Below are 15,090 nucleotides of genomic sequence, written 5' to 3' on the forward strand. Positions count from 1 at the left end.
GTATGATTGAAGAATTACACGCAGAAATCGACAATTGGCGGTCTGACTATATCCATCTTGGCCGAGAACTTGGGAAAATTATCAACGAACAACAAGACATAATTTTGAAATTGCAAAACAAAAACAGACGCTTGAAGCGTGAAAATTGGAATTTGAAGAAAACGAAAGGAAGAAAGAAATGAGTTACGAACAAATATCAGAGTCAACATACTATCAAAATATGAGCTACTGGAACCAAGTTGCACAAAATTATAGAGCGCTAGGTGGTCTAGGAATTTGTGACGATGAAACAGGCGAAGAGCTTTACACAATTTAAAATTTAAGGAGAAAGACAAAATGACAAACGAACTAACACAGAAGCAAGTTACATCAAATGTTGCAACACGAATCGAAGCGATGAAGGGAGAAGGGCTCCTGATTGCACCGAATTATAGCGTTAGCAATGCACTGAGTTCGGCATATTATGCTCTAAAAAACTCCAACAGTGGAAATTTGCTCCAACAATGCACTCAAGACAGCGTTTATAACGCATTATTAGAAATGGTAACCCAAGGACTAAGCCCGGCTAAAAAGCAATGCTACTTTATCAAATATGGCTCTGACGTCCAATTGAGAATGTCTTATTTTGGGACCATTAAAGTTACTAAAGATTTGCAAGAGGTGAAAGACGTTACTGCTAATGTTGTCTACGAAGGGGATACGCTAGAGGTATCAGTTGAAAACGGGCGTAAGAAGTTAGTCAAACATGAGACAGATTGGCAGAACGCAGATAATCCAATAATTGCTGCTTATTGCATCATCACTCGAACTGATGGAGAAGAGTTCTTTGAAGTCATGACTAAAAAACAAATTGACAAGTCATGGTCTAAGGCGAAAACGAAAAATGTCCAAATCGACTTCCCTGACCAGATGGCCATGCGTACGGTTATCAACCGAGCTGCCAAAATGTTTATCAACACAAGCAATGACAGCGACTTGTTCGCTGGAGCAATCAATAACACAATTGCTGACGAGTACGACAATGATCGGCAAATGAAAGAAGCTGAACCAGTGAGAGAAGAGGCTGAAACATTAGATAGTATCCTTGGAGCTTCTGAAGAAGTGACTGAAAAACCAAAAAAAGAGGTTATCAACCAGGAGTTGACGACCACAGATACAAGCTACCCAGCAGATGAAGTTCCAGATTTTGATCAAGAAACGGGCGAAGTAATTGATAAGGAGCCAGAAAATGGTCAAATGGACATGCTAGAAGGGGAGGATTTCTAAAATGACTGAAGAATTAAAAGATGTAACGGATAGCCTCGAGCTCGTTCCAGTAACGGATTTAGAAGTCGGATTTGTCCTGAAAGCGGCTGAAATCGAAATCCAAGGAAAGGAGGTTTTGGAACAAGCTTTAGCAGCTTATCAAAAGAAATACGCTGGCTATATCGTGACAGAAGAAACCTTGTCAGATGATACCAAGGTTAAAGATGAACTGGGACGAGTGCAACGTCAGATTGAACAAGAACTCAAAAATCAACTGAAAGACTACTCTAATCCGTTGGACGAAGTGAAAGCATGGGTTAATGCTGTACTGGACCCTATCAAAACTTTGCAGGCTGACATCAAAAATCAGATTAGAGAATTTGAAGAGAGAGCGACAGAAGCTCGCAAGGAAACAGTCAGAGAAGCTTTTGAATCTGCAATCGCAGATAGCGGAGTTGATCTCGATATCAAGCTGTTTGCTATTTACTTTGACGATTTTAGCAAGAAAAAGTGCTTCATGGCTGATAATGTGCGGATCAATCAAGCGACCTCTAAGATGATTGTTGATTTGGTCGCAGAAGAAGCAACCAAAAAACAGCAACGCGAGGCCGGACTTATCCAGATAACAGAAGCAGCTGCCAAGGCAGGCTTTGGCCCAGTTGTCTATATCCGACTTTATGAAGGGGGCGCCAAGCTGGAGGATATCCTGCAGGCCATTTTGGACGATAAAGACTTGGCGGACAAAACCAAAGCGAAGGAAGAGCTTAAAAAGCGTATCGAGGAAATGACAGCTATTGCAGAGGATAATGATCTAACTCCTCAAAAATACGTTGACATGCTCAAAGAAGGTAAATCAGTTTTGGATGTTATCAATGTCCTGCACGCAGATGCAGCTGAAATGAGACAAGCTCAAGCGGAAGCAGAACGAAATACCCAGAATCAATCCTACACCCAAAATCAGCCAGAATTTGAGCCTGAAACGAGTTCGGAGGGTAATAGCGCCCGCGAACAAGTAACGGGCCAAAAATCGCAAAATACGGCTTCTGATGATGTGGTTAAAAAATATGGTTATCGATATCAAAATATGGAGATAATTTTTCCTGAAAAAAACATGCGTCAAGTCAAAGAGCAATTCAAGACCATTTCTCAAGAATTGGGAATCGTTGTCCGGGTAATGTCTGGGATGGAAAGCAAGGCTGAAAAGGTGGAAATGGAATGACACAAGATTTACTTGGCAAAGATTACTATTCGGCAGCCTCTGCACGTCGCTACTGGTCCATCTCGCAATATAAGCGGTTTAGAGAGTGTGAAGCGCGAGCGCTAGCGGAGTTGGAAGGAGAATGGGAAGACCAGAGAGACAACACAGCTCTCTTGGTCGGGAACATGGTCCACAGCTATTTTGAAAGTCCAGAAGTACACAAGAAATTCATGGATGAAAATGCAGATGCCATGATTTCAAAAACTGGAAAAACCAAAGGTCAGTTAAAATCTGACTTCCTGGTTGGTCAGCGCATGATCGAGCGACTGGAAGCTGATAAGCAGTTCATGGACTACTATGTCGGCCAGAAAGAGGTTGCTGTAACGGGCAAAATCGAAGGCGTGGAATTCAAAGGCAAGATTGACTGTCTCAATGTTGAAAAAGGGTATTTCGTGGATATTAAGACCACGAAATCTGACATTGATAGCATGGTGTGGGTCCAGGACGAAGCAAGCGGCCGAAATATTCAGGTTCGCTGGTTCGAGGCTTGGGGGTATGTCTTGCAGATGGCAGCATATAAGAAAATGCTGGAAGAACAGTACGGGAAAGAGTTCACCCCTATTATCTACGCGGTGACTAAGGAATCTGCTCCTGATACCAGGGCCATCGTCTTTCAGACCCAAGAGAAACTTGGCTATGAGCTGACTGAGTTGTCTATGATCATCCAGCGTCTTGATAAGGTTAAAAAAGGCGAGGAGAAAGCAAAGCCATGCGGCCATTGTGAATACTGCAAAACGAAAGCTTTGAGCCAGCGTGTAGAGGTGATTTGATGAGTAAACAAGTAAAAGACATACTGGCAACCCATGACACAGGCTGCCCACATGGTATTACATTCGCTATACATCAAGATAAAGATGAGTGTATTGCTTTGTTTGGTCGTTCTGGTTGGCCTGGACTCAAACCTCGATTTATTCGTTGGAATGAAAGTGTTGAAAACAGAACAATGTATCACACAGAAGAAGAGTTACAGGATGCGTATGTTGATAAAGTCAAAGTAGTTGATGAAGATTTTATCATAATTGAATTGTTGCCATTTTAAGAGGGGAAAAATAATCAAAAACCAACTGTTTCCATTTTGTAAACAACTCAAAAATAAACAAGCCGTGCACTCTTGTAAAACTGCGAACTAGAAAATGTCAGTAAAGGTCATGTGGCCTGGACGAGCGACTGCCCGTATTTAGCCAATTATCACAAAGGCAGTCGCATTTTTTAAAAGGAGAAAAACAAATGCTAAACAAAATCGACATACCAGGAACAACTATTACACTTGAAATCGTGGACAAGACCATCACGATCACAAATAAAATTGAATATGATATGCAGATGGTTTTTAGAAACCAAGACGCAGACGCTTCTCTTGATACGAATGGCGACGTGTTCGAGCCCCTCTATTGGCTAGACATCAGGGTAACACCGAAAACGCCGACAGAGTATCATACAAGCCTTGGAGTCAAGAGAGAAAAACGCCACTTGGCCGAGCTTCAGAAGTTCTTTGAGTTCATCGAAAACAACAAGCGGAATCTCTTTGATCTTTGCGGTATCAAGGGAGAACTGCAATGAAATCTCTGACATTATCGTTAGACATTTCAACTACTGCGACAGGATGGGCCGTATTTCAAGGCTCTGACCTTGTCCAGAGTGGTGTCTTAAAACATAAAAGCAAGTCGTTCTTTGAACGTGGTCGATTCATGGCTAGCGAACTGCGAGCGATTCAATCGAGAGCGCTCCAGAAGTACGACTGCCATTTTGAATCGATTGTGGTCGAGAAAAACTCGGTTATGGGACCAAATCAACAATCTATGATCAGTATCGGAATTGTAACGGGCATCATCCTTGGACGATTGATTGCTGATAATGTGTATTTTGTGAACGTGTCGACCTGGCGCAAGTACTGGAAGTTCATCTACAAAGACCGCAGCAAGAAGTCGATGAAGCTGCAGGCCGTTGCTAAGGTTTCGGATGAATTTGACCTGAACGTCAAAGACGACGAGGCTGATGCAATCCTGATTGGTTCGTATTTTGTAAGTTACGGCCAGGAATTTGGAGAATTGGAAAACCACAAGATAAGTTGAGGAGTTGGAAGAATGAAGGAACAGGAATTAAGAACGAATAAACAAGAATTAATTTCAAAATATGAGCTACTTAAAAATAGCTATAATTTTAACGTTGTAGCAACAGACGGTATAATAAGCGATTTGAAGCGTTTAGACGAACCCGAAACAGGTCAAGCAGATGAAGCTCCACGATACGTTAAAAACGTACTAGCACGATTGCGAGAATTGCCATTGCATGACCGTGAAGTTTGGCTAAAGGCAATCATGGGTGAATTTGAACAAGATTTCAGCCGTGCCAAATGCCACGAGGTCGAGAAAGAGAAGAAATACAAAGTAGTTCTATTAAACTATAACGATGGACATTTGAATCTTGTTAATGTCAGGACTCTTGGAGAGAATATTATTTTCTTCACTAAGAAAACACAATTTGAGCCAAGAAGTCTTGAACTTACAAAAGCAGAAATAATTTCTTCTGGCTTTGGATGGGTATTCGATTGTCCAGGGGTACAGATTGAGGAGATGAAAGATGAGTGACTTTCTAAAAGGTATTGGAGCAGTAACATTGATGTTATCAACAGTTGCAGTCGTTTTCCTTGCTGTTTGCGGGCTTATTGAATGGTATTTTACATGGGTGTTTTCAATTTTTCCAATCAAACCTTATTTAATACCAATTCTGTTAGTACATTCTTTTCTTTTTGGAGGGTTGGTATTCCTTGTAGGAAGTTTAGTTGAACTAATCGGCAAAAGGAAATCTAAAATATAGGAGGTAAAATGAAACGATTTATCACGATCTGGATATTATTGTCTGCTGGATTGAATGTCTGGCAGAGTATCCAGATTAAGAACCTAGAACAAAAGCGCCCAATTATCGTCTATAAAGCTGACAATCAAGGCGCAGAAATTAAAGGTAAAGTCGTCGAGAAAGAACGACACGGCAAGCTATACACACTTACCATTCGTGATTACGGTATTTTCGTAGTCGCGAAGGAAGTGTACGATACGGTGAAAGTTGGGGATGAGGTGATGTTATGATGTTCGTGGAACATAATAACCGTCAGAAAGCCAATAAATTCGCTGAGTATGTGACTGGAAAACCGCTACGTGAATACTTAGCAAACAAAGTAAAACAATATTGCGGTGAGAATGTATCTGTCTTTGATGGCGCTGCAGGTTCTGGGCAGTTGGAGCAGTTTATTAGTATGACTGATTTTCATGCGGTGGAAATTCAGCAGGAAAGTTGCGAAGCATTGAAAACGAATTTTCCTCATGCTGTTGTGAATAATCAAAGTTTTTTCACTTATCACTCAGATATACAAGTTGATGCAATTGTAATGAATCCGCCTTATTCTATGAAATTGAAAGATTTACCAGAAGAAGACCAACAGGCCATTAAAGAATTGTACCCGTGGAAAAAGTCAGGTGTTGTTGATGATATTTTCCTGTTGAAGTCAATGACTTACACGAAACGATACGGATTTTATATCATGTTTCCTGGCATCGCTTATCGTCAATCTGAAAGGAAAATGAGAGAGCTGGTAGGGAATAACCTTGTTGAATTAAATGTGATTCAAAATGGATTTGAAGATACATCTATCAACGTGATTTTCTTAGTCATTGACAAAGAAAAAAGTAGCCCTGAGATTTCAAAAGAGATTTATGACTGTAAGGCCAAAAAGGTCGAATATGAAGAATCTGATACTCTAGATTCAGATTTTAGATGGGTAGCACCAAGCAAGCCTGTAGAGAAAGAAGAAATAGATATTGATCAAGTAAATGCAGAGCTAGAGCAAATGGCAATTGATCACCTTGAAAAACATTTAGCTAGTCAATTGATATTGATTCAGTTTTTCAATGCAGATATTGATTTAAAATCTTTCATAACAAAGTGCCATAAGGTTTTAGATGATTACTTGTTGATGTACAATTTTGCAGTAGGAGTAGAATGAAACCAGATAAGATAACAACGTGCGGATTGCTAGAAGTTTGCGAGCTTATTTCAGGTACTAGAACGAAAGTAACAGATGGGCCGTATTTTATCTATAGCGCTGGTATGAAAGCAAAGGGAACTACAGATAAATTCAATTGTGAGAGCGACACAATCCGCTTGACTCGTAAGGGTACAGTTGGTGCAGTTTATTTCCATCGAGATCCATTTTGGATAGATGAAGGTGGCTTTAAAGTTGAGCCAAAAGAAATGATAGATAAGCGATATTTATTTCACTGGCTGTTGATGAAGCGTGAAGAAATAGAGCAATGCGCAGACGGAGATAATCAACCAGGTTTATCAGTAGCTAGATTGTCAAAAATAAAGATTGACGTTCCTGATATGAAATATCAGTTAAAGGTTGTTAAGTTGTTGGATGAAATGAGTACAGATTTGGATTTTTTTATAGAAAATATCATACAAATTAAAATGCTAGAAGGTAAGGTTTTGAGTTACTACAATGAAAAAATCGGAACAGCTTTAGAAAGAGAAATAAATGGATAACAAGCTAGATTGTGAAGATTGTGAGCAGTTTTTCTTTTTGAAAGACAAGTTAGATTATGATTGTGTATTTCAATATGGCATTTGTAGTGAATGCTTAGTCAAAAGAGTGGAGAGGGGGATTGAATGGTAGTTGACGATAAATGGAGTCACGATTGGGCTTTGTATTCAGGAGACAAGCTTATCACGATAGGAACATTGTATGAGATAAGCGAATACACTGGTATTAGCTTAGACTCCTTAAAGATTTACTCAGGAAAATATCATAAAACACATTTTCCAAATGGGAGAGCTTTGATAAGAATAGAAGATGAGGAGGATTTGGTATGATACCAAAAAATCTTGGTTGGAGGTCCTGGGGAAAGTTATTTACTGGTATCTCGTTCTTTGGGCTTTGATGTGGATTGTGGTAAGTCTTTTGTAAAACAAAAAAGCCAAGACACTCTCTGTCTCAGCTATAATCTCAATAATATTATTATATCACAAAAGGAGATAGAGAGTGAAGGCTAAAGAGCTCTTGAAAGAGTTGCAGGATCTGGACATGGACATCCAAAGCCGTATAGATGAAATCAAAGAACTTGAGGCTGGTTTGCTCTCAAGTCCTAAGTGGACAGACGTTAAAGTCCAAGGCGGTCAAACTAGAAAGGTTGATGACGTCTATACTCAGCTTGTAGCGATGAAAGAGGCTATAGAACAGGATACTAAAGAGGTTATCAACAGAAAGCTTGAATTAGGTAGGATGATCAATAGGCTTAAAAATCCAAAACATAGAACTATTTTGAGAAAGACCTACATCAATAAGATATACGTTGATGACATCTGTGACAGCATGGGGGGCATGAGTTCCCCTACTTACTATCGTTTGAAGAAACAAGCAGTAAAGGAACTTGATAGTATTCTTTCAGAATTGATAGTAAATGATAGTAACTGTACAGGCATGAAGTCTAAAATCTGTTAAAATGGTAGTATCAAGAATTGAAAAGAGAGGTCTCAGAATTGGTAGATGGTTACCTGTAATATCAGGGGGCTGTAATGGCCTTGGAGGTTCAAGTCCTCCCCTCTCGTTTGAGTATTTTGTGTTCCAGAACGGGGTAGGCAGTAGGCTTAGCATTCATAAATTACTCATTAACTTATTAAATGGTCGGCAGTAGCGACTGGACCTTGCATGATTGCGTAGCTAATTATATTCCGGATAAGTTATAAGCTAGAGGGTTTGATTCCCTCAGAGGTTGTAATCAAAAGTCACATGGTTGTGTGGCTTTTTATTTTGTAAAAAATGGAGGTGATGGACATTGGGTTAAATCAAAGACAAAAGATGTTTGCGAGCGAGTATTTGAGGACTGGAAATGTCTATCAATCCGCAATATTTGCTGGTTATAGCGAGGCTTATGCTAAAACAACCGCTAGTAAATTGCTAGAAAATGCAAGCGTTAAAACGTTCATACAAACAGAAACCGAAAAGATGCACGATGAGAACATTCTGAGCGCTAAAGAGGCTCTTTCAATTCTTTCAGACATTGCAAGAGGCAAGCGTCTTGAAGAGGTCTTGATGATGAATCCGGTAACCGGAGAAGTCGATAGAGTCAAGAAGAAAGCAGATAATAACACGGTTATTAAAGCAATAGCTGAGATATTAAAACGATATCCTACTGCTAAACAAGCTGAGAAATTGGAACTTGAAATCGAAAAACTCAAATATCAAATCGGCATGGATGCCGAGCACGACGATAAGCTTGTGGAATTTGCTAAAGCTTTGAGAGGTGCTTTTAATGACAAGTAAATTCACGCCAAAACAAGAACAAGTCCTTAGACGGGTTTTAAACGATGATTTCTTTATTTGTGGTCTTCATGGTGCGAAGCGTTCGGGTAAGACTGTTTTGAATAATGTTGTTTTTGGGAATGAGATCGCACGAGTCCGAGAAATAGCAGATAAGTTGAACATTGACGAGCCGATGTATATCTTGGCAGGGACATCTTCGACATCAATTCAAAACAACATCATCCAAGAACTCTATAATATGTTTGGTATCGAACCGAAGTATGACAAACACGGAGCCTTCACTCTTTGTGGAGTCAAAATTATTCAAGTATATACTGGTTCGATTTCTGGTTTAAAGCGTGCTCGTGGTTTCACGGCTTTTGGGGCCTACATAAACGAGGCATCACTTGCTAATGAGCAAGTATTTAAAGAAATCATCTCACGTTGCTCAGGAGAGGGTGCACGGATTGTTTGGGATAGTAACCCGGACATTCCAACTCACTGGCTCAGACGAGATTATATCAACACTGGCGATGACATGATTATCGATTTTCATTTTAAGCTAGATGATAATACATTCATGTCTGACAGATATCGTGAGAATATTAAATCAGCCACACCAGCAGGCGTCTTCTATGACCGAGATATCCTTGGCCTTTGGGTGACTGGTGAAGGTGTGGTCTATCGTGATTTTAGCGAGAATATGTTTGTGAGTGAAGCGCCAGAAGATATCACGAAAATCTACGCAGGTGTAGACTGGGGATATGAACACTACGGCTCTATCGTGGTTATTGGAGAGTCAGCGGACGGCTCTGTCTACCTAGTCGAAGAACACGCACACCAACATCAAGAGATTGACTTTTGGGTAGATCTAGCAAAAGATATCAAAGAACGATATGGCAATATCACATTTTGGGCAGATAGCGCACGACCTGAACACGTTGCAAGATTTCAAAGAGAACAACTGAAGACATTTAACGCTAACAAAGCGGTTTTGTCTGGTATTGAAGAGGTTGCCAAGCTGATGAAAGCTGGGCGCTTTTTTGTTGTCTCAAATAAGGTTAGCAAGTTCAAAGATGAAGTTTATCAGTATATCTGGAACGAAAAGACGGGTGAGCCAGTAAAAGAGAATGATGACGTACTGGATGCGGTGCGTTATGCGATTTATTCGCATCATTCACAACCGAAAGCAACCGTCCGCAGACGTTCACAATACGGCTTATAGAAAGGATTTAAATGTATCAGATTTTAACTTATCCACGGGATGGATACGATGAAACAGCTTTGAGTAAAGAATTGATTTACAAGCTGATTCGCAAACACACACAAGAGCGCAGTCGCTTGCATGACTTGAAGAAATATTACTTGGGTGAGCATGCTATCTTGAATCACACGAGAAGAAATCAGAATGCTCCGAATTACAAGACGGTAGCTAATCATGCAAAGGACATCGCAGATACGTCTACTGGCTATTTCATGGGCAATCCTATCAAGTATAACAACACTGCTGAGAGCGATCTCGAGCCTCTACTTGAAGCTTTCGATGGCGCTGAAATAGACCAAGTAGACGCTCAGAATGCGTTGAACATGGCTATTTATGGACGTGCTTACGAGTACATCTATGCTAAAGAGGGATTGACTGAGCTTGATTCGACTAGCGTAGACCCTGAGAATGTATTTCTTGTATACGATGACAGCATCGAACGCAAGGCGCTCTTTGCGGTGTATTACTACGAAATTAAAGACGATACGAAAGATGCGACTAAGTATCAAGCAGAAGTCTTTACTCAAAATCTGCACTACCACATCGTGTTGCGTGATTCTAGTATGGGGACTACACGAAACGAGCAGGTAGAGCCTCACAACCTCGGGCAAATCCCAATCATTGAATATCGCAATAATCACTTTGCGATTGGTGATTATGAGCAACAGATTAGCTTGATTGATGCTTACAACTCATTGATGGGCAATCGTGTCAATGATAAGGAACAAGCGGTCGAGTCTATTCTTGTATTGTATGGTGCGCAGTTGGCTGACAATCTAGAGGATGCCAGGGAAGCAATGAGCATTCTTGCTGAAGAAGGTCTTTTGGAATTGCCAGCAGATGCCAAGGCTGATTTCTTAAAGAACGTCCTGGACGAGAACGCAACTGAAATCTTGCGCAAGGCTTTGAAGGAAGATATCTACACATTCAGCCATGTGCCGAATTTGACAGATGAGAACTTTGCAGGTAATAGCTCGGGTGTAGCTATGGAATTCAAGCTACTAGGTCTTGAAATGATTACTAAGACGAAAGAGGCTAATTACAAGCGCGGTCTTAGACAGCGGATTGCTATCTTTGCTCACTATTTGGGCATGCAGCAGATTGCTCTTGAAGCTCATTCAATTGTGCCACAATTCAGCCGTGGATTGCCTAAGAACTTACTTGAATTGTCACAGATTATCAATAATCTTGAAGGCAAGGTCTCACTTCGTCAGCTTATTTCGCTCTTGCCGTTCGTTGAAGATCCCGATGCTGAATTGGAAGAACTCGAAGAAGAGAAGGAGAAGAGCATGGAACGTGTGCCATTCTTTAACCAGACTAACACGAAGCCAGACGACGAGGTGACAGATGAAGAACAAGGACTACTGGACCAAGAGAAAGGCTAATCTCATCTATGAGCAGATGGATAAGGCTGAGAGGCAAGCTGACAAGTTCGACGAGATTTACAAGCAATCTAAAGCGTATTTAGACAAGAAAATCAACAAGGTCTTGGACAAGTTTCAGCGTGATCATGGTTTGAGCGAGCGTGATGCCCGTCATGTCTTAAAGAACATGAAGGACCAAAAGGACCTGAACGAACTTCGTAAGGTTCTTGAAGCTAGACCAAACGACTCGAACATCCAACGTTTACTCGCTGATTTAGATAGTCCAGCTTATGCTTATCGCATGAAGCGACTAGAGCGTTTGAACGACGATTTAGACCGCATGCGTGAGTCTATCTATCACTCTGAGAAATCAGGATCGGATGCCTTTTACAGTGACTTGATGAAGGATAGCTACTATAAAGCTACTTTTGACTTGCAGCAGCAGACTGGACTTGCTTATAGTTTCTCCAATCTCCCTGAAACTGAAATCAAGCGCTTGAAGGCTCTCAAATGGACAGGAGAGGGCTATTCGGACAGGATATGGGAAAATACAGGGGCGCTTGCTTCAAGCGTGAAAGACGAGCTTCTGGTAAGTCTCATGACGGGTCGGAGTGTAAGAGATACATCTCAAGCAATCGCTGAACGGTTCGGGGCAGGTCAAAACAACGCAAGGCGTTTGGTTCGTACCGAGTCAGCGTTCTTTCACAATCAAATGGAACTGCTCAGCTATGAAGATGCTGAGATTACAAAGTATCGCTTCGTAGCGGTATTGGACAAGCGTACATCACACATCTGTCAAGAACATGACAACAAGGTCTACGACACGGACAAGGCTGTTCCTGGCGTGAACTATCCACCTCTCCATCCGTGGTGCAGGTCTACGACTATCGCACATGATGACGATATCGACTACAGCAAGCTAGAGCGACGAGCGAGAAATCCTAAGACAGGTAAAGTCGAGTATGTACCTGCTGATATGAGTTATAAAGAGTGGTATGGCAAGTATGTTGATGAAAAAGGTAAGTCTGTAAAACGAGTCAAGAAAGCTCCCGTTGCTAAGAAAACAAATGTGCTAGATTTGTCTAAAGATATGCAAAAATCCTTGTATGATTATACAAACGGTGAGTATCAAGAGGTTTGTGATTATTCGCAGTACATCACAGATGAGAAACAGTTCAAACCGACCTATGTTTGGCACGGGGAAAACGGACAGCTAAAAACAATCACAGACAAGACAAAAGCAGATGTTGAATCTATACACGATTTAATCGATAAACAACCTCTTGAAAAAGACAAATTGATTCGATTTGAGAAATTGCGTTCTGGTGATTACTCAGACTATCAGGTTGGAGATACCCTTAATTTTGGTATTCGATCTGCTACTCGTGATAAAGAGTTTATTGAGAAGCTAGAGCAAGACAGGGTTGTTGGTTTTGAGACGAAGAAGAGAGGCTTGAATTCAAGAAAAAATGTTAAATTCATCTTTAATTCAAGCAAATCTTTGGATATTTCAAACATATCTGAGTATCCTGACCAGCTGGAAGAATTGATACAAGGTTCTTACAAGATTGTTGATACCAAATTTGTTGAAGGCAAAAATGCCGGTTGGGAATACATTGATATGCCTATGGCTCAGTACGTCGAAGAAAACAACCTCAAAACGGAAATCCGAGTCAGCAAAAAAGGCAATAAAAACATCGTTATCCACATGCCAACAGGCAAAGAACGACTTTATCCAATTGAAAAGTGGGAATCAGGAACAGTTCGATACACAGAGGAATTTTATAATTCAGAAGAAAAAATGGAGCGTTTGGAGGTGTATTTAGAGTATGTCAATGACAAAAAAAGAAGCTGAGAATCTTTTTGAAAGAATGACAAAACAAGCTAACAATAAGCCAAAACATAGAAAGGAGTAAAACATGTTCATTTGGGAATGGGTGCTGATTGCTTTCGGGTGGTTGGTATTCTTTTGGTTGTTCGTTTTAATTGCAGGAACTATTCTTGCGATTTTAACAGGTTTCAAAAACAGAAAGTAGGTGATCCAACATCTTGACTTGCAGGAATAGACTGCTATAAATCACTGTAAATTGCTATAAACCGTGTCATATTTGATGCGGTTTTTATATTGTCCGAGCATTGAAGACGTAAAAAGCCATGGAATTATATAGTCAGGGATGACTTTAAAAATAGGAGGTTCGCAATGAACGAAGAAACACAAACAGTCGAAGTCGAAACGGTTGAAGAGCAAAAGGTACCTGCAGAACCTACACCACAACCGCAAGACGAGAAGAAGTACACAGATGCAGACGTCGATGCTATCATCGATAAGAAATTTGCTAAGTGGAAATCTGAGCAGGAAGCTAGAGAAAACGAAGCGAAGAAACTTGCCAAAATGAACGCTGACGAGAAACAGAAATATCAGTTGGATCAGCGCGAGCAAGAATTGAATAATCGTGAACAGTCTATTGCTCGGAAAGAATTGATCGCAGAAGCTAAGACAATGTTAAGTGAACGTGGCTTACCAGTTGAATTAGTGACCGTGGTTGATTTGTCAAACGCAGAAGCTGTGACTGAATCAGTCGCGAGCATTCAGAAAACTTGGGAGGATGCAGTCCAAAAAGGTGTATCCGACCGCATGAAGGGTAGCGCACCTATTAAGACTGCCCCACAAGATAACAACGAGCTTACCAAGGCTCAATTTTACAGAATGAGTCATTCAGAGAAGGCTGCATTGAAGCAGTCAAATCCTGAATTGTATAACTCATTTTTGAATTAACGAATAAGGAGAATTTAATAAATGGCACAAACTAAAATCGCAAATCTCGTGAATCCTGAAGTAATGGGAGACATGATTGCAGCTAAACTACCAAAGAAATTGCAAGTAATTCCATTCGCAGCTATCGATCGCACGCTTGAAGGCGTGCCAGGGAACACTATCAAAGTCCCATCTTACACATACATCGGTGATGCCGAAGATGTAAACGAAGGTGTGGAAGCTGGTGTTGTAGTTCTTGGAACATCAACCAAAACTGCTACAATCAAGAAGGCTATGAAAGCCGTTGAATTGACGGACGAAGCTGTATTATCTGGCTACGGTGATCCAGTAGGAAATGCTGAAAACCAACTTGCACTTGCTATTGCTGCTAAAATCGATAACGACGCAATGGATGCCCTTCTAAAAACAAACACTCGTAAATTTGACTCAAAAACAAAAGCAATTAGCTATGATGTAATCGTTGATGCAATTGATCTGTTTGAAGAAGAAGTCAATACTGAAAAAGTTATGTTTGTCAATCCAAAGCAAGTCACAACTTTGCGTAAAGATCCAAACTTCATCTCAGCTGATAAATACCCAAATCAAGTTGTAATGACTGGTGAAATTGGTATGATTGCAAATACACGTATCGTTGCGACTAGTAAGGTAGCTCTGGACTCTACAAGCGCATTCTACACTTGCCCAATCATCAAGCTGACACACGATGACGAAACCGAACAAGACACTGCTGCATTGACAGTTTACATCAAACGTGATCCAAACGTCGAAGTAGACCGCAAGTCTTTGAAACGTTCTACCGAAATCTCAATTGACGAGTTTTACACAGTCGCAGTTTCAGACGATTCCAAGGTCGTGCTTGCTGAAATCAAGAAATAAGGTCTGACC

The 15,090-nt window shown here is 40.7% G+C and carries 21 protein-coding genes and 1 tRNA gene; all 22 read left to right on the forward strand.

The window, feature by feature from the left end; all coding sequences use genetic code 11:
• The first annotated feature begins 2 nt into the window (after positions 1-2).
• The 22 genes from ACVX3R_RS01295 to ACVX3R_RS01400 all read left to right on the forward strand — a co-directional run bounded on the left by ACVX3R_RS01295 (position 3) and on the right by ACVX3R_RS01400 (position 15,081).
• Complete coding sequence (locus ACVX3R_RS01295) at positions 3-182, forward strand: hypothetical protein (RefSeq protein WP_084856297.1); 180 nt, start codon at positions 3-5, stop codon at positions 180-182.
• Entirely contained in the window at positions 179-316 is a 138-nt protein-coding gene (locus ACVX3R_RS01300; protein WP_164497107.1) for a hypothetical protein, read from the forward strand. Before ACVX3R_RS01295 ends, ACVX3R_RS01300 begins: the two co-directional genes overlap by 4 nt.
• 20 nt (positions 317-336) lie before the next feature.
• Complete coding sequence (locus ACVX3R_RS01305) at positions 337-1,266, forward strand: recombinase RecT (protein ID WP_049490388.1); 930 nt, start codon at positions 337-339, stop codon at positions 1,264-1,266.
• 1 nt (position 1,267) lies between these two features.
• Positions 1,268-2,464 (forward strand): DUF1351 domain-containing protein, encoded by a 1,197-nt coding sequence (locus tag ACVX3R_RS01310; protein ID WP_458795182.1) that lies wholly within the window; start codon positions 1,268-1,270, stop codon positions 2,462-2,464.
• Entirely contained in the window at positions 2,461-3,273 is an 813-nt protein-coding gene (locus tag ACVX3R_RS01315) for a PD-(D/E)XK nuclease-like domain-containing protein (RefSeq protein ID WP_458795183.1), read from the forward strand. Before ACVX3R_RS01310 ends, ACVX3R_RS01315 begins: the two co-directional genes overlap by 4 nt.
• On the forward strand, positions 3,273-3,542 hold the full coding sequence (locus ACVX3R_RS01320) for a hypothetical protein (RefSeq protein ID WP_458795184.1): 270 nt from the start codon (positions 3,273-3,275) through the stop codon (positions 3,540-3,542). Before ACVX3R_RS01315 ends, ACVX3R_RS01320 begins: the two co-directional genes overlap by 1 nt.
• Before the next feature lie 188 nt (positions 3,543-3,730).
• Positions 3,731-4,063, forward strand: coding sequence for a hypothetical protein (locus tag ACVX3R_RS01325; protein ID WP_458795185.1), 333 nt, complete (start codon positions 3,731-3,733; stop codon positions 4,061-4,063).
• Entirely contained in the window at positions 4,060-4,575 is a 516-nt protein-coding gene (locus tag ACVX3R_RS01330; RefSeq protein ID WP_458795186.1) for a RuvC family protein, read from the forward strand. Before ACVX3R_RS01325 ends, ACVX3R_RS01330 begins: the two co-directional genes overlap by 4 nt.
• 12 nt (positions 4,576-4,587) lie before the next feature.
• Positions 4,588-5,091, forward strand: coding sequence for a DUF1642 domain-containing protein (locus ACVX3R_RS01335; protein ID WP_458795187.1), 504 nt, complete (start codon positions 4,588-4,590; stop codon positions 5,089-5,091).
• Positions 5,084-5,320, forward strand: coding sequence for a hypothetical protein (locus tag ACVX3R_RS01340; protein ID WP_125852305.1), 237 nt, complete (start codon positions 5,084-5,086; stop codon positions 5,318-5,320). The genes ACVX3R_RS01335 and ACVX3R_RS01340 overlap by 8 nt, the downstream gene beginning before the upstream one ends.
• Positions 5,321-5,328: 8 nt before the next feature.
• Positions 5,329-5,589, forward strand: a complete 261-nt coding sequence (locus ACVX3R_RS01345; RefSeq protein WP_458795188.1) for a DUF1372 family protein — start codon at positions 5,329-5,331, stop codon at positions 5,587-5,589.
• A complete protein-coding gene (locus ACVX3R_RS01350; protein WP_458795189.1) occupies positions 5,586-6,503 on the forward strand; it encodes an N-6 DNA methylase in 918 nt (305 codons plus the stop codon). Before ACVX3R_RS01345 ends, ACVX3R_RS01350 begins: the two co-directional genes overlap by 4 nt.
• Complete coding sequence (locus tag ACVX3R_RS01355) at positions 6,500-7,045, forward strand: restriction endonuclease subunit S (protein ID WP_458795190.1); 546 nt, start codon at positions 6,500-6,502, stop codon at positions 7,043-7,045. The genes ACVX3R_RS01350 and ACVX3R_RS01355 overlap by 4 nt, the downstream gene beginning before the upstream one ends.
• Positions 7,046-7,168: 123 nt before the next feature.
• Complete coding sequence (locus ACVX3R_RS01360) at positions 7,169-7,372, forward strand: hypothetical protein (RefSeq protein WP_458795191.1); 204 nt, start codon at positions 7,169-7,171, stop codon at positions 7,370-7,372.
• A gap of 211 nt (positions 7,373-7,583) precedes the next feature.
• Positions 7,584-8,000 (forward strand): DUF1492 domain-containing protein, encoded by a 417-nt coding sequence (locus ACVX3R_RS01365; protein WP_458795664.1) that lies wholly within the window; start codon positions 7,584-7,586, stop codon positions 7,998-8,000.
• Positions 8,001-8,023: 23 nt separating this feature from the next.
• A tRNA-OTHER gene (locus ACVX3R_RS01370) sits at positions 8,024-8,107 on the forward strand.
• A gap of 220 nt (positions 8,108-8,327) precedes the next feature.
• On the forward strand, positions 8,328-8,822 hold the full coding sequence (locus tag ACVX3R_RS01375; RefSeq protein ID WP_458795192.1) for a terminase small subunit: 495 nt from the start codon (positions 8,328-8,330) through the stop codon (positions 8,820-8,822).
• Positions 8,812-10,026 carry a PBSX family phage terminase large subunit gene (locus tag ACVX3R_RS01380; protein WP_458795193.1) on the forward strand — a complete coding sequence of 405 codons (1,215 nt, stop codon included), beginning with the start codon at positions 8,812-8,814 and terminating at the stop codon, positions 10,024-10,026. Before ACVX3R_RS01375 ends, ACVX3R_RS01380 begins: the two co-directional genes overlap by 11 nt.
• An 11-nt stretch (positions 10,027-10,037) precedes the next feature.
• Positions 10,038-11,450 carry a phage portal protein gene (locus ACVX3R_RS01385; RefSeq protein WP_458795194.1) on the forward strand — a complete coding sequence of 471 codons (1,413 nt, stop codon included), beginning with the start codon at positions 10,038-10,040 and terminating at the stop codon, positions 11,448-11,450.
• Positions 11,413-13,284, forward strand: a complete 1,872-nt coding sequence (locus tag ACVX3R_RS01390; protein WP_458795195.1) for a minor capsid protein — start codon at positions 11,413-11,415, stop codon at positions 13,282-13,284. Before ACVX3R_RS01385 ends, ACVX3R_RS01390 begins: the two co-directional genes overlap by 38 nt.
• A gap of 345 nt (positions 13,285-13,629) precedes the next feature.
• Positions 13,630-14,205 (forward strand): DUF4355 domain-containing protein, encoded by a 576-nt coding sequence (locus ACVX3R_RS01395; protein WP_458795196.1) that lies wholly within the window; start codon positions 13,630-13,632, stop codon positions 14,203-14,205.
• Between the two features lie 21 nt (positions 14,206-14,226).
• A complete protein-coding gene (locus ACVX3R_RS01400) occupies positions 14,227-15,081 on the forward strand; it encodes a N4-gp56 family major capsid protein (RefSeq protein WP_458795197.1) in 855 nt (284 codons plus the stop codon).
• Positions 15,082-15,090 lie beyond the last annotated feature (9 nt).

This window comes from Streptococcus sp. 517s, assembly GCF_054445985.1.